Annotated in this window: 17 protein-coding genes and 2 pseudogenes; 13 read left to right on the forward strand and 6 right to left on the reverse strand. The window is 61.2% G+C overall.

Features of this window, described 5'->3' with window-relative positions; all coding sequences use genetic code 11:
• Window positions 1-41 precede the first annotated feature (41 nt).
• The 4 genes and pseudogenes from AB2N04_RS07415 to AB2N04_RS07430 all read left to right on the forward strand — a co-directional run bounded on the left by AB2N04_RS07415 (window position 42) and on the right by AB2N04_RS07430 (window position 3,491).
• Window positions 42-269, forward strand: a complete 228-nt coding sequence (locus AB2N04_RS07415; protein WP_367718017.1) for an aa3-type cytochrome c oxidase subunit IV — start codon at window positions 42-44, stop codon at window positions 267-269.
• An 86-nt stretch (window positions 270-355) separates the two neighbouring features.
• Window positions 356-1,667: pseudogene (locus AB2N04_RS07420) on the forward strand (Re/Si-specific NAD(P)(+) transhydrogenase subunit alpha).
• Window positions 1,667-2,092: a proton-translocating transhydrogenase family protein gene (locus AB2N04_RS07425; protein WP_367718019.1), complete on the forward strand. Its 426-nt coding sequence runs from the start codon at window positions 1,667-1,669 to the stop codon at window positions 2,090-2,092. The pseudogene AB2N04_RS07420 and the gene AB2N04_RS07425 overlap by 1 nt, the downstream one beginning before the upstream one ends.
• Before the next feature lies 1 nt (window position 2,093).
• On the forward strand, window positions 2,094-3,491 hold the full coding sequence (locus AB2N04_RS07430) for an NAD(P)(+) transhydrogenase (Re/Si-specific) subunit beta (RefSeq protein ID WP_367718021.1): 1,398 nt from the start codon (window positions 2,094-2,096) through the stop codon (window positions 3,489-3,491).
• 61 nt (window positions 3,492-3,552) lie between these two features.
• Here the strand turns inward: AB2N04_RS07430 and AB2N04_RS07435 are convergent, their stop codons facing one another.
• The 3 genes from AB2N04_RS07435 to rpsU all read right to left on the reverse strand — a co-directional run bounded on the left by AB2N04_RS07435 (window position 3,553) and on the right by rpsU (window position 5,398).
• On the reverse strand, window positions 3,553-4,038 hold the full coding sequence (locus AB2N04_RS07435) for a DUF992 domain-containing protein (RefSeq protein WP_367718023.1): 486 nt from the start codon (window positions 4,036-4,038) through the stop codon (window positions 3,553-3,555).
• Window positions 4,039-4,177: 139 nt separating this feature from the next.
• A complete protein-coding gene (locus AB2N04_RS07440; RefSeq protein WP_367718762.1) occupies window positions 4,178-5,029 on the reverse strand; it encodes a tetratricopeptide repeat protein in 852 nt (283 codons plus the stop codon).
• Window positions 5,030-5,170: 141 nt separating this feature from the next.
• Complete coding sequence (gene rpsU / locus AB2N04_RS07445; RefSeq protein ID WP_007008828.1) at window positions 5,171-5,398, reverse strand: 30S ribosomal protein S21; 228 nt, start codon at window positions 5,396-5,398, stop codon at window positions 5,171-5,173.
• A 252-nt stretch (window positions 5,399-5,650) separates the two neighbouring features.
• Between rpsU and AB2N04_RS07450 the strand changes: the two genes are divergently transcribed.
• The 6 genes from AB2N04_RS07450 to AB2N04_RS07475 all read left to right on the forward strand — a co-directional run bounded on the left by AB2N04_RS07450 (window position 5,651) and on the right by AB2N04_RS07475 (window position 12,320).
• Complete coding sequence (locus AB2N04_RS07450) at window positions 5,651-6,718, forward strand: hypothetical protein (protein ID WP_367718025.1); 1,068 nt, start codon at window positions 5,651-5,653, stop codon at window positions 6,716-6,718.
• Between the two features lie 163 nt (window positions 6,719-6,881).
• Window positions 6,882-8,135, forward strand: coding sequence for a sarcosine oxidase subunit beta (locus AB2N04_RS07455; RefSeq protein WP_367718027.1), 1,254 nt, complete (start codon window positions 6,882-6,884; stop codon window positions 8,133-8,135).
• 15 nt (window positions 8,136-8,150) lie between these two features.
• The gene (locus tag AB2N04_RS07460; RefSeq protein ID WP_367718029.1) at window positions 8,151-8,444 is read left to right on the forward strand and encodes a sarcosine oxidase subunit delta; all 294 of its coding nucleotides are present in this window, start codon (window positions 8,151-8,153) and stop codon (window positions 8,442-8,444) included.
• Window positions 8,444-11,428 (forward strand): sarcosine oxidase subunit alpha, encoded by a 2,985-nt coding sequence (locus tag AB2N04_RS07465; RefSeq protein ID WP_367718031.1) that lies wholly within the window; start codon window positions 8,444-8,446, stop codon window positions 11,426-11,428. Before AB2N04_RS07460 ends, AB2N04_RS07465 begins: the two co-directional genes overlap by 1 nt.
• Window positions 11,421-11,963 carry a sarcosine oxidase subunit gamma gene (locus AB2N04_RS07470; RefSeq protein WP_367718032.1) on the forward strand — a complete coding sequence of 181 codons (543 nt, stop codon included), beginning with the start codon at window positions 11,421-11,423 and terminating at the stop codon, window positions 11,961-11,963. The genes AB2N04_RS07465 and AB2N04_RS07470 overlap by 8 nt, the downstream gene beginning before the upstream one ends.
• Before the next feature lie 60 nt (window positions 11,964-12,023).
• Window positions 12,024-12,320 (forward strand): hypothetical protein, encoded by a 297-nt coding sequence (locus AB2N04_RS07475; RefSeq protein ID WP_367718034.1) that lies wholly within the window; start codon window positions 12,024-12,026, stop codon window positions 12,318-12,320.
• Here AB2N04_RS07475 and AB2N04_RS07480 read toward each other — a convergent pair.
• Both AB2N04_RS07480 and AB2N04_RS07485 read right to left on the reverse strand, forming a co-directional pair.
• The gene (locus tag AB2N04_RS07480) at window positions 12,317-13,741 is read right to left on the reverse strand and encodes an MFS transporter (RefSeq protein ID WP_367718035.1); all 1,425 of its coding nucleotides are present in this window, start codon (window positions 13,739-13,741) and stop codon (window positions 12,317-12,319) included. The genes AB2N04_RS07475 and AB2N04_RS07480 overlap by 4 nt on opposite strands.
• A 21-nt stretch (window positions 13,742-13,762) precedes the next feature.
• On the reverse strand, window positions 13,763-14,434 hold the full coding sequence (locus tag AB2N04_RS07485) for a helix-turn-helix transcriptional regulator (RefSeq protein WP_367718036.1): 672 nt from the start codon (window positions 14,432-14,434) through the stop codon (window positions 13,763-13,765).
• A 119-nt stretch (window positions 14,435-14,553) separates the two neighbouring features.
• Here AB2N04_RS07485 and AB2N04_RS07490 point away from each other — a divergent pair.
• The 3 genes and pseudogenes from AB2N04_RS07490 to AB2N04_RS07500 form a co-directional block, all read left to right on the forward strand.
• Window positions 14,554-15,255, forward strand: a pseudogene (locus AB2N04_RS07490) (phosphatidylglycerol lysyltransferase domain-containing protein); the annotation flags it as partial.
• A 31-nt stretch (window positions 15,256-15,286) separates the two neighbouring features.
• Window positions 15,287-15,583 carry a hypothetical protein gene (locus tag AB2N04_RS07495; protein WP_367718871.1) on the forward strand — a complete coding sequence of 99 codons (297 nt, stop codon included), beginning with the start codon at window positions 15,287-15,289 and terminating at the stop codon, window positions 15,581-15,583.
• Window positions 15,584-15,760: 177 nt separating this feature from the next.
• Window positions 15,761-17,767 carry a BCCT family transporter gene (locus tag AB2N04_RS07500; RefSeq protein ID WP_367718038.1) on the forward strand — a complete coding sequence of 669 codons (2,007 nt, stop codon included), beginning with the start codon at window positions 15,761-15,763 and terminating at the stop codon, window positions 17,765-17,767.
• Window positions 17,768-17,820: 53 nt separating this feature from the next.
• Here AB2N04_RS07500 and AB2N04_RS07505 read toward each other — a convergent pair whose 3' ends face one another.
• Window positions 17,821-18,303, reverse strand: coding sequence for a MaoC family dehydratase (locus AB2N04_RS07505; RefSeq protein WP_367718040.1), 483 nt, complete (start codon window positions 18,301-18,303; stop codon window positions 17,821-17,823).
• Window positions 18,304-18,332 lie beyond the last annotated feature (29 nt).

An 18,332-nucleotide genomic window follows, 5' to 3' on the forward strand; every position in this document is an offset into this window, starting at 1 on the left:
GCTATCTCCCAAGACCAATTCTAATCCCATGGGGTTTTGTGATGGCAGAGAATTTGCCGGCCGGACCGGCCGAAACGGGCGCGGAGATGGACTACGCCGAACACGAAAAGACCTATGATCTTTTCCTGGCCGTCATCAAATATTCGAGCGTCGTGATTGTCGCCATTCTGGTGGCGATGGCGTTTGGTTTCTTCACCTCCGCTGGTTTCTTCTCCAGCACCGTTCTCTTCATTCTGCTCTCGGTGATCGGCAGCTGGCTGCTGCGCTAGGAGCCATTGTTGCCGCGATGTGACGTGCGGAGCCGCTCCCTCGGCTCCGTGAAATGGGGGGTCGGTCCAACCGAAAGGATATGACGGTGGGACAAAGCATATTTGTGCCTAAAGAAATTGACGTAACGGAAGGTCGTGTCGCGGTCTCTCCCGAAACGGTCAAGCGATTTGTGGGTCTCGGTTTCGACGTTATCGTCGAGAAAAACGCAGGCGAACGATCGCGCATTGTCGATAGCGAATTTGAAAAGGCCGGCGCAAAGATCGGCAAGGCGTCCGATGCCGGCAAGGCCGATGTCGTCCTGAAGCTGCGCCGCCCAACGCCGGCTGAGGTCAAGACCTACAAGAAGGGCGCGCTCGTCCTCGCCTCCATGGACCCATATGGCAATGAGGGTGACGTTGCCGCGATGGCATCAGCGGGTGTCACGGCGTTTGCCATGGAGTTCATGCCACGCATCACGCGTGCCCAGTCCATGGACGTTCTGTCCTCTCAGGCAAACCTTGCCGGCTACCGCGCCGTGATCGATGCCGCCGCCGAATATGATCGCGCGCTGCCGATGATGATGACCGCCGCCGGCACCGTGCCCGCCGCCAAGGTGTTCGTCATGGGTGCCGGCGTTGCCGGCCTTCAGGCCATCGCCACTGCGCGCCGTCTGGGTGCTGTCGTTACCGCCACCGACGTGCGTGCGGCTGCCGGCGAGCAGGTCCAGTCGCTCGGTGCGAAGTTCATCATGACCGATGCGCTGAAGGATGCCTCGGGCGATGGCGGTTATGCTCGCGAGCTGACCGACGAAGAGAAAAAGGCCCAGGCCGAACTCGTCGCCGAACACATCGCCAAGCAGGACATCGTCATCACCACGGCACTCATCCCGGGCCGGCCCCGCGCCGCGCCTTGTCAGTGCCGATATGGTCAAGTCCATGAAGCCTGGCTCCATCATCGTCGATCTGGCGGTGGAGCGCGGTGGCAATGTGGAAGGTGCGAAGGCCGGAGAGGTCGTCACCACGGCCAATGGCGTGAAGATCCTCGGCCATCTCAATGTGCCGGGTCGCGTGGCCGCATCCGCTTCGCTTCTGTACGCCAAAAACCTCTACACCTTCCTTGAGACCATGGTCGACAAGGAGAAGAAGGAGCTCGCCGTCGATATGGAAGACGAGCTGGTGAAGGCCACCATGCTCACCCATGACGGCAAGGTCGTGCATCCCAATTTCGTCGACACCGCAAAGCCTGCTGCCAAGGCCGCCGCGCCGAAAAAGGCGCCAGCCCGCAAGGCACCGGCGCGCAAGCCCGCAGCCAAAGCCGCTGCCGGCTCCGCCGCGGCGAAGAAAACGGCAGGAAAGCCGGCTGCTGCGTCCAGCGCTGCCGATAAGCCTGCCGCAACCAAATCGGGGGGAGAATCCTGATGGAACCAACCGCACTAGAAAAGGCGCTCGACCAGCTCGACAGCGCCGCGGCGAGCGTTCGCGCCGCCATTGAAAGCATGCAGGCGGCGGAAGTCGCCGATGCCGCCGGCGCACTTGCGCATGGCGCATCCGGTGGCGCGATCGACCCGTTCGTGTTCCGTTTCGCCATTTTCGTGCTGGCGATCTTCGTTGGCTATTATGTCGTCTGGTCGGTGACGCCGGCGCTGCACACGCCTCTTATGTCGGTCACCAACGCGATCTCGTCGGTGATTGTCGTTGGCGCGCTGCTTGCTGTGGGCATCTCCGCTTCCGGCCTTGCCACCGGCTTCGGCTTCATCGCGCTCATCCTGGCGTCGGTGAACATTTTTGGCGGCTTCCTCGTGACCAGCCGCATGCTTGCCATGTACAAAAAGAAGGACAAGTGACGTGAGCGCCAATCTTGCATCCTTCCTGTATCTCGTTTCCGGCATTCTCTTCATTCTCGCGCTGAGGGGCCTGTCGCATCCAACCACCAGCCGTCAGGGCAATGTCTACGGCATGGTCGGCATGGCCATCGCCATCGGCACCACGCTGCTCTACGCAACGCCGTCTTTCGGCGGGTTCGTTCTGATTGTTCTCGGCATCGCCATTGGCGGCGGCATCGGTGCGGTGATCGCAAAGCGCATCGCCATGACCGCCATGCCACAGCTCGTCGCCGCGTTCCACTCTCTGGTCGGCCTTGCCGCCGTCATGGTGGCTGCCGCCGCGCTCTACTCGCCTGAAAGCTTCGGAATTGGTGAAGTGGGTGCCATCCACGCACAGGCGCTGGTCGAAATGTCGCTCGGTGTCGCGATCGGCGCGATCACCTTCACCGGTTCCATCATCGCTTTTCTGAAGCTCGATGGCCGCATGTCCGGCAAGCCGATCATGCTGCCCATGCGCCATATGGTGAATGCGGGCCTTGCCATCGCTCTGGTTGTCATGATCGTGCTGCTCGTCACCACGCAGAGCACAACCATCTTCTGGCTGATCGTTGTAGCCTCGCTCGTTCTGGGCGTGCTCATCATCATCCCGATTGGCGGCGCAGACATGCCGGTTGTCGTGTCCATGCTCAATTCCTACTCGGGTTGGGCCGCAGCCGGCATCGGCTTCACGCTCGGCAATCTCGCGCTCATCATCACCGGCGCTCTGGTCGGCTCTTCCGGTGCGATCTTGTCCTACATCATGTGCAAGGGCATGAACCGCTCCTTCATTTCGGTCATTCTCGGCGGCTTCGGCGGCGAGACGGCGGCTGCTGCCGATGACGGGATCGACCGTACGGTCAAGCAGGGGTCGGCAGACGACGCCGCCTATCTGATGGCCAATGCGCAGAAGGTCATCATCGTGCCGGGCTACGGCATGGCCGTCGCCCAGGCCCAGCACGCTCTGCGTGAACTGGCCGACAAGCTGAAGGAAGCCGGTGTCGAGGTGAAATACGCCATCCACCCGGTCGCAGGCCGCATGCCCGGCCACATGAATGTGCTGCTTGCAGAGGCTCAGGTGCCGTATGATGAGGTGTTCGAGCTCGAAGACATCAACTCCGAGTTCGCGCAGGCAGACGTTGCCTATGTCATCGGTGCCAACGACGTGACCAACCCGGCAGCCCGCGACGACAAGTCCTCGCCGATCTACGGCATGCCCATCCTCGATGTGGACAAGGCGCGCACCTGCCTCTTCGTCAAGCGTTCGCTCGGCTCCGGCTATGCCGGCATCGACAACACACTGTTCTACAAGGACGGAACGATGATGCTGCTTGGCGACGCCAAGAAGATGACGGAAGACATCGTCAAGGCAATGGATCACTGAGACCAAGAAAAAAGCCCGGCACGAAGCCGGGCTTTTTGTTGCCGGGTGGGGCAGGGAATGGTCACTCGGCAGCAGAGGTCGAGCGCAGCTGAAACTCGCTCACGCCAAGCGCCACATTGATGCCTGTCTTGCCTTCGACGCTCACAGGCTGGAGCATCAGGCTCTGGCTGTCCTGCGTGACGAGGATGTTGGCGCCTGCGCCGAGGCCGGCAGCCACTTCCGCGCTCACGCCGGCATAATCGCCTTCAAGGGCGCCCGGCGCATAGGCGTCTGCCGTGGGAGCCATGACGAGCCACTGCATCTGCGTGGCATCCTTGACACCGACATCAAGGCCGAATTTGTTCACCACACCCACATAGGTTTCAGGTGGGCGGTTCTCATCGGCTGGCTCGAAGGAACAGGCCAGTTCCTGGGAGGAAGCGATCACGACGCCCGCGCCGCCTTCGATGACGCAGTCCAGAACACCCACTTCCACGCGCTCCTGTGCCAGTGCTGGCGTCGCTGCGGTGGCCATGAGTGCGGAAGCGAAAATGATTGCTTTTTTCATCTCTGGAACTCCTTTCGTGTCCGGGCTCACAACCCGTCACGGCAAGGAAGGTTCCAGATTAAATTGCGAGATTTTTCGTGACCGATTTATCGGGGCGAAAACGCTCGATCGTCAATAACGCGTTATAAATGCAGTTCTATCAGCTCTGCGTCCGCGCCAGGCCATCGCGTGCGGGCCCATATTCGGGATCAAGCTGGAGCGCGCGCGTGTAGGATCGGGAGGCTTTTGCATTGTCGCCCCGTTTTTCATAGACCAGAGCCTGATTGGCCCAGCTCTCGGCGAGGCTGTCGTCCAGTCGTATGGCCGTGTTGAAATCGGAGAAGGCGTTCTCGTCGTCACCCTGAGCCAGATAGGAAAGGCCGCGTCCGTTGTAGCCATAAGGAGCGTCCGGCGCGAGCGAGATGGCCTTGGCGAAATCCTCGATCGCATATTCGTGCTGCCCACTGGCCTGATAGAGCAGGCCACGGCGGTGGTAGGCGCGGGGGTCGGTGGTGTCGAGCCTGATGGCGCGCTCAAGGTCGGCCAGCGCGTCGCTTGAACGCCCGGAAAGTCGGTAGATCTCGGCACGTCCGATATAGGCGGTGTCATAGTTGGGGTCGAGCGAGATGGCCTTGTTGTAATCGGCCAGCGCCTTCTGGTTGTCACCCATATAGCGATGGATAAGCGCACGATTGGCATAGGTGTTTGGCGAGCGGGGATTGAGCGAGATCGCCTTGTCGAAGTCCTTCAGCGCATCTGCATAGCGTCCCGCACGTCCATAGGCCGCACCGCGCATGTTGTAGGCTTCCGGCTCATTGGGAGTCCGCTCGATCACTGCGCTAAGCGAGCTGATGTTCTCCACTGATCCCTGAGCGGTATCGATGCGGCTGAGATCGGTCGCGGGATTGACTGCCCCTGACTGGCAGGCGGCCAGCGGCAGAAGAGCCGCCAGTGCAAGGCCGGGCAGGAATGTGCGGGAGAGACTGAACGGAGGTGCGGAGAAATAGCTCATAGTCTCTAATGCCATAACCCGTGCGCCAAACCAAGCCATTGCCGTCCCCCTATGAATAACCCCGCAAATGCAAACGCGGCGCAGCTCCACAAGCTGCGCCGCGTTTGTCTAAAAACAGAAATCGTCGAAAGCTGGGCGCTATCAGCGCGCGCCGGGACGTCCGCCGACCAGCCCTTCGCGCTGGGCGCGCTTGCGCGCCAGCTTGCGGGCGCGGCGAACGGCTTCGGCCTTTTCGCGTGCACGCTTTTCCGACGGCTTTTCATAGTGCCCACGCATCTTCATCTCGCGGAAGATGCCTTCACGCTGCATTTTCTTCTTCAGCGCGCGAAGCGCCTGATCAACATTGTTGTCGCGGACGAGTACCTGCACGTGGGTTTCCTGTCAGAACGTTGGTCTTCGATTTTTCAACTGTGAATTCTGGTTTTTCTCTGCCCATGGGCAGAGGCTTCCGCAGCCATACTCTGCCACGAATAGCGGTGGCTCATAGCAGAGTGGTTTGTATATGTCGAGAAGTATCTTGTGATTTTTTCCTCGCCCTGCGCTTCTTTGCCGATGCCCGTTAACGTAGAAAAAAGAAAACAACACTACACAGGCGTGTTCTTTGCGCGCGGGGGTAACGACATGTCGAATGGTTCATCGAAAACCGGCATTGGCTTTCAGGCAAGCATGATGCGGGTCGGCTTCGGCATGATCGCTTTCCTACTGGTTGCCGGCGCTGCCGTCCATGGCGAACTTGCATACGGATACGGCCTGCTGCGCAAGGGAGAGCCCGATTTCACGCTCTTTGGCCGTGTCAGGATGGTGATTTCCTTTGTGGCGGCACTGTTGCTTTTCCAGGCGCTGAAGCCAGCCCTGCCTTCAAAGGGGCTCGGCCGGGAGGCGGGTGACCAGGCATTCCGGGCCATCGGCACCTCGTTGGTGTTTTTGCTGGCGGTGGCAGCCGCGGTCCACTTCGTTCCCACGGCATTGAACGATTATGCGCGCGAGATGCAGCCTCTGGGCATTGCCACGGAAGTATTGCTGATCGCGGCAGTTGCCGCCTTCCTTGTCGCTGCGTGGGGTGCGCGCGGGCTGCGCCGACCATCCCTGTTCGGAGTTTTTCCCCCCTTCTCGGTTTTGGCCTGTATGGCTGGTGTGGTGTTTCTCATCCTGATGGAGGAGATGTCCTGGGGGCAGCATTGGCTCGGCTGGGCGACGCCAGACCTGTTCAGCAGGAACATCCAGAACGAGACCAACATCCACAATTTCTATACCTATCAGTTCGAGGCGATGTATTACACGTGCGCGATCTTCTGTTTTGTGGTCCTGCCCTGGGCCTGGCCGCGCGGTGTCGGTGGCATTCTCGCCGGAGTGGAACCTTATGTTCCACCGCGCATCTTTGCTCTTTTCGGCCTGCCGGTTGCATCTCTCATGTTCGAATCATGGAACATTGTCCCCTATCAGGTCTGGTTCTTTCTGGGGCTGATGATCTGTCTGGATTTTGTCCGGCGGTTCAGATCGCTGCATCTGCGGGCCGCGGCGCTGGCTCTTGCCGCCGTTTATGTGTTCACCAAACTTGTGTTCATCATTCGTGGCGTGGACATGGTGGATGGTTACGAGCTGTCCGAGGTGCGCGAGTTTTATATAGCAGCCCTTTTCCTTGCCTATGGTGCACTCCTGGTCCGGCGTTTTCGCAATGCACCGGGATGAATGTCCGCCCCTGCCTGAGGTCGTTTTTCTTCTGCGCATGAGTTGACGCAAAACGGCAAGTGCCGTCGCAATCAGTGCAAGCCATTGCCTCGTATTTCGCTACTGCTAGGCTGTGTCCCAATGCGCCCGGCTGTGGCGCGCTGCCTGCATAGCGGAGAGGCTCATGCGCAAATATTCCGTCTTCGCCATCGCCCGCGAGGCCATGCGTGGCCACAAGGGCTGGCCGGAGCAGTGGTCCTCTCCCGAACCGAAGAAGAATTACGATGTCATCATCGTTGGTGCCGGCGGTCACGGGCTTGGAACGGCCTATTATCTCGCCCGGGAGCACGGCATCACCAATGTGGCCGTGCTGGAGAAGGGCTGGCTCGGCGGCGGAAACACCGGCCGCAACACCACCATTATCCGTTCGAACTATCTCTATGACGAGAGCGCAGGCATCTACGATCATTCCGTGAAGCTCTGGGACGGGCTTTCTCAGGATCTGAACTACAACGTCATGTATTCGCCGCGCGGCGTGATGATGCTGGCGCACAATGTGCACGATGTGCAGGTGTTCAAGCGCCATATCCACGCCAACCGGCTGAACGGTGTCGACAATGAATGGCTGACGCCCGAAGAGGCGAAGGCCTATTGCCCGCCGCTCAACATTTCGCGCGAGGCGCGCTATCCGGTCATGGGGGCTGCACTCCAGCGAAGGGGCGGCACGGCCCGCCACGATGCGGTCGCCTGGGGCTATGCGCGGGCGGCGGCCGCGCGCGGTGTCGACATCATCCAGAACTGCGAGGTCACCGGCATCAATCGCGGGCCGGATGGCTCCGTCACCGGTGTCGAGACCACGCGAGGCACCATCGGCGCGAAGAAGGTCGGTGTGGTGGCTGCCGGTCATTCCTCGGTGCTGATGCAGATGGCGGGTGTTCAGGTGCCGCTTGAATCCTACCCGCTTCAGGCGCTGGTGTCGGAGCCGGTCAAGCCGGTCTTTCCCTGCGTGGTCATGTCGAACACGGTCCATGCCTATATTTCCCAGTCCGACAAGGGGGAACTGGTCATCGGGGCGGGCACGGATCAATACACCTCCTATTCCCAGACCGGCGGGCTGCACATCATCCAGCACACGCTCGACGCCATCTGCGAGATGTTCCCGATCTTCACCCGCATGAAGATGCTGCGGTCATGGGGTGGCATTGTCGATGTCACGCCCGACCGCTCGCCCATTCTCGCGAAAACGCCGGTCAAGGGGCTTTACGTGAACTGCGGCTGGGGCACGGGGGGCTTCAAGGCGACACCGGGCTCGGCGCATGTCTTTGCCCACACCGTCGCGCGCGACGAGCCGCATCCCGTCAACGCACCCTTCACGCTGGAGCGGTTTCGCAACGGCCGGCTCATAGACGAGGCGGCAGCCGCCGCCGTGGCACACTAAACGCAAGGGGATCTCATGCTTCTCATTCACTGCCCCTATTGCGAGGAAGACCGGCCGGAACTCGAATTCCGGCATGCCGGCGAGGCGCATATCGCGCGGCCCGAAAACATGGCTGAACTGTCTGACGAGGAATTCGAGCGCTTCTTCTTCATTCGCTCCAATCCCAAGGGAATCGTTTATGAACGCTGGCGGCACATTCATGGCTGCGCCCGCTTCTTCAATGCCGCGCGGGACACGGTGTCGGACAAATTTCTCGTGACCTACAGGGCCGGCGAGCCCAAGCCTGATCTCGGCGGGGAGGGCAAGTGATGACCCAGCCCTTCCGCATCGCCACCGCTGGCCGGCTTGGCAGGGCCGATCCCGTTCATTTCACCTTTGACGGCAAGTCCTTCGAGGGGCTGCGCGGCGACACGCTTGCCTCAGCCCTTTTGGCCAATGGTGTTCACCTCGTTGGCCGTTCCTTCAAATATCACCGCCCGCGCGGCATCGTTTCCGCCGGTGCGGAAGAGCCCAATGCGCTGGTCGGCGTCCACCGGGATACGGCGCGCAGAACGCCCAATGTTCGAGCCACCGTTCAGGAAATCCATGAGGGGCTCGACGCTGTTTCACAAAACCGCTGGCCCTCGCTCTCCTTCGATGTCGGCGCGCTCAACGATCTGGCCGCGCCCTTCTTCTCTGCCGGTTTCTACTACAAGACCTTCATGTGGCCGAAGGCCGCCTGGGAGCGGGTCTACGAACCCTTCATCCGGCGTGCTGCCGGTCTCGGCGAGGCACCTGACCGGCCCGATCCGGACTGTTACGCAAACCGTTTCGCCCATTGCGACGTGCTGGTCATTGGCGGCGGTGCGGCCGGGCTTTCCGTAGCACTCGCTGCCGCCGATGCAGGCGCACGCGTCATTCTGGCCGACGAACAGGCGGAAACGGGCGGCGCGCTGCGCTATGAAACCGGCGCGACGATTGACGGTATGCCCGGCTGGGGCTGGGCGCTGGCCGTGACAGCGGAGCTTGCTGCGCGCAGCAATGTGCGGCTTCTCACCCGCACAACGGGTTTCGGCTATTACGCGCAGAACATGGTGGGCCTTGTCGAACGATTGACGGATCATCTCGCGAGCCCTGCCCCAGACCAGCCGCGCGAGCGGCTCTGGCAGGTGCGGGCAAGGCGCGTCGTGCTCGCCACCGGGGCCATCGAGCGGCACATGGTGTTTCCCGAAAACGACCGTCCGGGCATCATGCTTGCGTCCGCCGCCCGCACTTATCTCAACCATTATGGGGTATCGGTCGGGCGCAATGTGGCGGTTTACACGGCTGAAGACAGCGCATGGCACGCGGCCATCGATCTGAAACGGGCGGGCGTGGGTATTGCCACCATCGTCGATTGCCGGCCCGATCCGCAGGGGCCGCATGTGGAGGAGGCGCGCAGGCTTGGCATCGAATGCCTGGCGGGCCACGCCGTGACCGGAACGAGCGGGCGGCTTCGCATTTCTTCCATCGCGGTCCGTCCGGTTTCGGGCGGTGCGGAGCGCACGCTGGCCTGCGATGCGCTTCTGACCTCGTCCGGCTGGACGCCGGCCGTTCACCTCTTTTCGCAGTCGCGCGGCAAACTTGCCTTCGATGCGGAAACGCAGCGCTTCCTCCCCGGCCAGGCGGTGCAGGAACTGGTTTCTGTTGGCGCATGTGCGGGCAGCATCGACCTTGGCGAAACCGTCGCCGACGCCCTGAAGGCCGGGCACGAGGCCGCCAATGGTGCTGCCCGCAAGCTGCCAACGCTTTCTGCCAAAAGCAGCGAGTGCTGGTCCGGCGGCATGCTGGGTGCGGGCGAGGGGGCAGGGGCCGAAAGCACGGCCAAGGCCTTTGTCGATTTCCAGAACGATGTCACCGCGAAGGACATTCGTCAGGCGGTGCGCGAGGGCATGCGCTCCATCGAGCACGTCAAGCGCTTCACCACCACCGGCATGGCGACCGATCAGGGCAAGACGTCCAACATGCATGGTCTCGCCATCGCCGCCGAAATGCTTGGCAAACCCATTCCCGAAGTGGGGCTGACCACCTTCCGCGCGCCCTACACGCCCGTCACCTTCGGCGCGCTTGTCGGGCACGGCAGGGGGCGCCTGTTCGAGCCGGTGCGGCGCACGCCCATGCACGACTGGGCTGAAGCCCATGGTGCCGTGTTCGAGGATGTCGGCCAATGGAAGCGCGCCTGGTATTTTCCCAAAGCCGGCGAGAACATGCACGCCGCCGTCGCTCGCGAGTGCCGTACGGTGCGCCAGAGTGCCGGCATTTTCGACGCCACCACGCTCGGCAAGATCGAAATCGTCGGGCCGGACGCCGCGCGCTTCATGGAGCTGATGTACACGAACCCGTGGCAGAAGCTCGGCGTCGGGCGCTGCCGCTATGGTGTCATGCTGCGCGAGGACGGGTTCATCTATGATGACGGCGTGGTGGGGCGGCTTTCCGAAGACCGTTTCCACGTGACCACAACCACCGGCGGCGCGCCGCGTGTGCTCAATCACATGGAAGACTATCTCCAGACCGAGTTCCCGGATCTGAAGGTCTATCTGACCTCCACGTCCGAGCAATGGGCGGTCATCGCCGTTCAGGGACCGAAAAGCCGCGAGATCATCGCCCCGCTGGTGGAAGGGATCGACCTCTCAGACGATGCGATGCCGCATATGTCGGTGCGCGAGGGGATGATCTGCGGCGTTCCCACCAGGCTGTTCCGCATGTCGTTCACCGGCGAGCGCGGTTTCGAGATCAATGTGCCCGCCGACTATGGCCGCGCCGTGTGGGAGGCCGTCTGGGCGGAAGGCGAAAAGCATGGGGCCTGCGCCTATGGCACCGAAACCATGCATGTGCTCAGAGCCGAAAAGGGCTTCATAATTGTCGGGCAGGAGACGGATGGAACCGTCACGCCCCATGATGCGGGGCTTTCATGGGCCATCGGCAGGAAGAAGACGGATTTCGTCGGCATGCGCGGGCTGATGCGCCCGGATCTAACCGCCCCCGGCCGCAAGCAGCTCGTGGGCCTCAAGACGCGCGATCCGAACACGGTGCTGGAAGAAGGCGCACAGATCGTTGCCGATCCGGAAGCCCCGGTTCCCGTGCCCATGCTCGGCCATGTTACATCGTCCTACTGGTCGGAGAATTGCGGCCATTCCATCGCCTTGGCTCTCGTGGCGGGCGGCCATGAGCGCATGGGCGAAACCCTCTATGTGCCCATGCCCGACGGCGTGATCGAAGTGGAAGTCACCTCCACCGTCTTCTTCGATGAAAAGGGAGAGCGCACCCATGGCTGACCCGATTGCCCGCGCGAATGCGCTCGAAGGCCGCTTTCTCAATGCGGAAGGTCTGACATTGGTCAGGGCCGAGCCCGCCTCTCGTCTTTCTCTTCGCGCGCCGAATGCCGCGGTAAAACCCCTGTCGAAGGCGCTCGGGCTCGCTTTGCCCGAGCGCTCGAAAACCTCGACTTCTCAAGGCGGTCGCGCGGCACTCTGGCTTGGACCGGATGAATGGCTGATCATCGACGAAAACCGGGCGGATCTCGTCGGCATATGCGCTCCGGTCACGGCGTTTCATTCGGCCGTGGATGTATCGCATCGCAACACGGCAGTCCTGGTTTCGGGAGCGCGTGTCGAACCGGTCCTCAATGCCGGTTGCCCGCAGAACCTTTCTCCGGAAGCCTTTCCCGTCGGTGCCTGCTCGCGCACCGTTTTCGGCAAGGCCGAAATCGTTCTGTGGCGCACAGGCAGCAAGGCTTTCCGGGTGGAGTGCTGGCGCTCCTTCTCCGATTACGTCTTCATGCTTATGGAACAGGCCGCGCGCGATCGATAATCATTCGAGTGTGGAACCGGAACGGCTCTTTGGGCATTGATCCGAAAAAGGAAGATATCAATGCAGCCTGATCCCAAAAAGCCGAGTTCTGAATCCAAAAGCGAGAAGATCGAAAAAGAGGAAGCCCTGGAGGAAGGTCTCGAAGAGAGTTTCCCCGCCAGCGATCCGGTCTCCGTGACGCGCACCACCCGCACTGGCGCCCCTGGAGAATTTGCGAAAAAGCCGCAAAAGCATGATCCGGATGCCGAAGAACTCGAAGAGGAACTGGAGGAGGGGCTGGAGGACACGTTTCCAGCGAGTGACCCCGTCTCCGTGACCTCAACCACGCACACGGGGCGCCCGAAGAGAGGGCGTTAGACAGTCTCTTTGCCGCTCTGGCGGGCCGCCCCCCAGGTGGCGGCTGCTCCGAGGGCTGCAATCGGAACAAAACTGACAAACACCCAGATTGCCACTGGCTTCATGGTCTCGGTCGCGCCGCTCTCGGCAAAGCCGGCCATGTTGGCCACGATGCCGGCAAGGGCCGCGCCCAGTGCAAAGGCGATCTGCTGGGTTGTCGGCATCGCGGATGATGCACTGTCGCGTTCGGCTTCGGGGGCCGCCGCCACAACGCGGCGCATGAGAAATCCCCACACCATGCCGAAGCCCGCGCCCTGTGCAAAAGAAAGAACGACGACAGCCCAGACGGGCCCGCCTGCCATCACCGGGCCAAGCAGCGCAACCGCCAGAACGATCAGCAATGCACCGGCTTTCATCACGACCCGCTCCCCCGTCTCGCCCACGCCGGCGAACACGATCGCTGACGTGCTCCAGGCAATGGCTTCGGCAGCGATCACATAGCCCGCACCCAGTGCCGACAAGCCGTGGATGCGCTGGAGAAAGAACGGCCCGTAGACGGTGAGTGACATGGCGGCTGTGCCAAGTGACAGATTGGCGATGAAACCTGCCCCCACGAGCGTGTGGATATCGAATGCGCGCGTCGGGAACATCTTGCCGCTCAGGCGGCTGCAATCACGTTTCAGGAAGAGGAAAAACAATCCCGCTCCCGCCGCCACGAGCGGCAGCGAAATGCCGGGAGTCACATGGATGCCTGCCATGGCGACACAAAGCACCGCAAGAGACAGAAGCGCGAGTCTCCAGGCGGGAAACCGCTGTTCGGTCGCCACGGCTTCTTTGGTCGGGCGCAGGAACACCGGCACGAGAAGCGCCAGCAGAAGCGCCTGTATCGCAAAGGTCCAGAAGCCCCAGCGCCACAGGTCGAGATCCGCAAAAAAGCCACCGATCATCGGACCGCAGAATGCCGAAGCGCCCCAGATGGCCGACATCAGCGCTATCAGCCGGGGCCACATGTCCTTCGGAAAAAGGCGCTGGATCGCCACATAGGTCAGCGCCACCAGAAGGCCGCCGCCAACGCCCTGACCGAAACGCCCCAGCAGCATCACCGGCATGTTGGGCGCAAGCGCGCTGATCGCGCAGCCTGCCGTATAGATCAGCGCGGCGATCACGAAGGCGCGGCGCAGCCCCACCGCCGTGGCTGCAAGGGCCGCAGCCGCCGCCGAGATGATGGAGCCCAGCAGATAAAGTGACAGCGTCCAGCTCACCAGCCGGTCTCCGCCAATCTCTGCGACTGCAGCCGGCATTGCCGTGGCCACAAGCAGTGTGTCAGCGGCATGCAGCCAGATGCCGAGGCACAGCAGCGCGAACTGCCCCAGTTGCCCGGTTTTCAGAATTGCCGCCCAGCCGGCGTTGCCAAGCGGTCCCTCGGTCCTTGCATCTGCCATGATGTCCTCGCCTGTTCAGGGTCAGTCGGCTGAGCGTTCTTCGATGCGGTAGGCACAGCGTCGGGCGCCGGCAAGGATATGATCCGTACGCTCGACCCGGGTCTGTGGACCCAGCACGGTTTTGAAAACATTCAGTTCGGATCGGCAAAAGCCCTGGCAGACCGTTGCGGCGGCGCAAATCGGGCAATGGTTCTCGATCAGGAGAAAGGCGCCGTCTTCGAGTGGTTCGACTTCGGCCATATAGCCCTCTCGGGCGCGGATCCGGGCGAGGGCGACAACGCGCTCTGCAAGATCCGAGTGTTCCCGAACCGCATGTTTGTAGGAGGTCTGCATTGTTTGTTCACGCTCGCCGATCAGCCTGTCGAGCCCTTCCTCTCCGAACACCCGCCGGATCGAATTGATCAGTTCGAGTGTCAGGTCCGAATGGCTGTCGGGAAAACGGCCATGGCCCTTCGCGGTCAGACGCCAGACGCGTTCGGGGCGACCGGGCCCACGCACCTCCTCCTGGAACTGCACCAGGTCATGCCCTGCGAGCCGGGAAAGCTGCTTGCGCACCGCAACAGTCGAGATGTTGAGGCAGTGGGCGAGACGCTGGGCCGTCATCGCTCCTTTGGTTTTGAGCGCAAAGAGAACGCGATCATCCGCCGTTTCCGGCGTTGCCCTGGATTCAGCGGGTGCAGGCGACTTTGTCATGGGACTCTCCGATTGCAAATAAAATAACCTTTAGGTTTCTTAAATGTCAATCGTCTTGTCAGCCCCCTCAATGCATGGCATCCCTCCTGCCGTGGGGGCGCGGAACATGATTCTTCGCCGTGAACCAGATAGCTCGCTTGACAAACACCGTTCGCCCGAGCGGCGACGTTCTTCTTTCCGGCACTCAGCGCCATGCACTGCTGCAGCAGTACGGGACGTTTGCGCTTGCCTATTCGGTCGCGCATCAGCCGGGCCTGCATTATTTCGGCAGCGAGCATGGCGTGATTGCATATCGCATGGTGGGGCGCACAGCCTATGCGCTGGCTGATCCACTTGCGCCAAGAGAAGTCTGGCCCGCCATTCTGGATGCGTTTGTTGCTGAAAAAAAAGACGTGACCTTCTGGCAGGTTTCGAGACCGATGGCGGAGCTTCTTTCGTCGAAAGGGTTCTTCGTCAATGCGCTGGGCATCGAGAGCCTGATCGATCTCGAAACCTACAGTTTCGCCGGACCTTCCAGACGCAGTTTCCGGACCGCGAAGAACCGTTTTGCCCGCATGGGGTGTTGTGTTGCCGAAATTCCGGTGGCCTCGCTGCGGCAGGAGCAAGTCGAGGCGATTTCCCTCGGCTGGCGGCGCACCCGCACCACAAAACGCCGCGAACTTTCCTTTCTTGTGCGGCCCATCCTGTTGCGTGATGAACCCGATGTCCGAAAGTTCTTCATTCTGGATGAGAAAGACCAGCCGCTCGCCTTCGCCTTCTTCGATCCGCTTTACGAAGACGGGAAGCTGATCGGATACCTTTCGGCCACGCGCCGCTGGCTGCCCGACACCGATCCGCTGGCGGCTTACTTTCTTGTCCGTCATGCGGTGGAAACGTTTCAGGGCCGAAGGGGTGCCGAAGCTCTATCTCGGCCTCATGCCGTTTCACAGGATCGAGGATCAGGAGTTCGAGAAGGACTGGCTGACCCGCCGTGCGTTCCGGTTCATCTACACCAACCCCATTGCCCAGAAGCTTGTCTATCCGACGCAATCACTTGCAAGGCACAAGGAGAGCTATGGCGGGGGAGTGCGTGAGACCTGGTGTGCGATGAACACGAAGCCCTCCCTGCCGCGCCTGTTGAAGCTCGTGCGAGCCTGCGGCGTCGTTTGATGGAGCCGGCTTATACATCATTGACAAAGCCCCTTATGGCCCGCAGAACTTGAGCACCTGCCATCGATGCCATGCGAGTGATGCCTCATCACTCGATGCTTGTCAGCTTTTACCGTGAGTACCCGTTCCAGGGCATCGTCGCCCACGGCTGGAAACGGGAGTGCAGAGAGATTTTTCATGTTTGGTCGTTTTGTCATCAATCCGCCGGTGTTTTTTGGCGCAATCATCATCATCGTTCTGTTCCTGATGATCGGAATTGTCTTCCCGGACCGCGCCGGTTCCATGTTCTCTGCCTTGCAGAGCAACATTCTCGCCATGTTCGGCTGGCTCTACCTTCTCGCCGTCGGCATATTCCTGGCTGCGGTTCTTCTGTTTTCCATCGGTCGGTTTGGCCGGCTGAAACTGGGGCCGGACGATTCCGAGCCCGATTTCAAATACCATTCCTGGGTCGCCATGCTCTTTGCTGCCGGCATGGGCATCGGGTTGATGTTTTATGCGGTGGGCGAGCCGATGACGCATTTTCTTGCGCCACCGACCGCCGAGCCTGGCAGCATCGCTGCCATGCGCGAGGCCATGTCCGTCACGTTCTTTCACTGGGGCATTCATGCCTGGGCGATTTATGCGGTCGTCGGCCTGTCGCTTGCCTATTTCGGCTATCGCTACAATCTGCCGCTCACCATCCGGTCCGGTCTCTATCCGCTGTTGAAAGACCGTATCAACGGGCCCATCGGTCATGCCGTCGATATTTTCGCCATTGTCGGCACCATGTTCGGCATCGCGACCTCGCTGGGTCTTGGTGTGACCCAGATCAATGCCGGGCTCAACTACCTGCTGGGCGTGCCGATCGCGCCATGGGTGCAGGTCCCCCTCATTGTCGTCATCACCGCCTTTGCCACCATTTCGGTGGTGACAGGGCTCGACAAGGGCGTGCGCATCCTCTCCGAAACCAATCTGGTCGTGGCGGTCCTGCTGATGATCTTCGTTCTGATGGTCGGACCCACGGCGACGTTGTTTCGCGATTTCGTGCAGAATATCGGGCTCTATCTGGATACGATCGTGCTGCGTACGTTCAATATCTATGCCTATGAGCCAACCCCGTGGATCGATGGCTGGACGTTGTTCTATTGGGCCTGGTGGATATCGTGGTCGCCTTTTGTCGGCATGTTCATCGCGCGCATTTCGCGCGGTCGAACCGTTCGCGAATTCGTGACGGCGGTTCTCTTTATTCCGGCAGGATTCACCTTTTTCTGGATGACGGTTTTCGGCAACACGGCCATCTTTGTCGATACCGGCATTGCAGCCGGCGAGCTGGGGGCGGAAGTGGCGCGGGACGTTTCTGTCGGCCTCTTCCAGTTCTTCACCTATCTTCCCCTGACCGGTCTGACCTCTGCTCTTGCCGTGGCGCTTGTGGCGATCTTCTTCGTCACCTCGTCGGATTCGGGTTCGCTGGTCATCGACACGATTGCAGCCGGTGGCGAGACCGAAACCTCGGCGCTTCAGCGTGTTTTCTGGTGCGCAATGGAAGGGATCGTTGCAGCCGGGCTACTGCTTGCAGGCGGCCTTGGCGCGCTGCAGTCGGCAACCATCGCCAGTGCCTTGCCCTTCACATTCGTCATGCTTGCGCTGGTGTGGGCGCTTTATGTCGGCATGCGGGCCGATCTCGCCCAGCGCGAGGCCCATGATGCCGTGCCGCAGGTCGGCCCCGCCTTTCCGGCCTCGGGGCTTACCTGGCAACGCCGTCTCGCGCTCATGCTGCATGCACCGAGCGAGAAGGAGGTTCTCTCCTTCATTCGAAAGGACGTGAAACCAGCGCTGGAACAGGTGGCGCAGGAGTTGACGCAGCGGGGCCGCGAAGCATTCGTCGAAGAAGAGGAGACCGGTGCGATTGCGCTGACGTCGCCCGCCGACGACATGCGCAATTTCGTTTACGGTGTGGTGCCCACCTCGCAGAAACTGCCGGCGTTCTCGGCCTTCGATGCCGCTCGGTCAGGCGTGCGGTACGAGGCCCGCACCCAGTTTTCCAGCGGCAGCAAGGGATATGACATCATGGGCATGACACGTGACCAGATCATCCATGACGTTCTGATCCAGTATGAACGCTATTTGCTGCTGATCCAGTCGACGGCTTCCGAGCTTGTTTCGGCTGCCCCCGAACACGACGTGCAGGTTCAGAAGGAAGAATAGGCAATGAGCGAGGGCGGGCGAGGTTGGGCGCGGTGTTGCCGCGCCCGCTTCCTTCAGTCTTCGCGGGCGCGATCCGGCATGGCCAGTGTCAGCCAATGTGCGGTCAGGGCCGGCTTGATCGAATTCTCGATCTCCACCGTGACGTCGTAATTCACCTCGGCAATGCCCGAGGGGCGCAGCTTGATCGCGGCAAGCACGAAGCGGGCGCGAATGCGTGCGCCGCAGCGTATCGGTGCGAGAAAGCGGATCCGTTCAAAGCCGAAATTCACGCCCATCGCAGACCCTTCAAGGCGCGGCACGGCCTCAAACACCATTGTCGAAAGAAGCGAAAGCGAAAGGAAACCGTGTGCGATGGTGCCGCCATAGGGGGTTTCGCGTGCGGCACGTTCGGGATCTGTGTGAATGAACTGATGATCGTCGGTTGCAGCGGCAAACTGGTCGATCATTTCCTGCGTGACAACGCGCCAGTTGGACAGGCCAACCTCCTGTCCCACCAGTTTTTCGGCTGCTTCAATGCTGATCGTCCCGGTCGTCAACGGGGCACTCCGTGGCTGTTGAACTGGCT

Origin of the sequence: Nitratireductor sp. GISD-1A_MAKvit (genome assembly GCF_040819555.1) — a bacterium.
Classification (GTDB): domain Bacteria; phylum Pseudomonadota; class Alphaproteobacteria; order Rhizobiales; family Rhizobiaceae; genus Nitratireductor.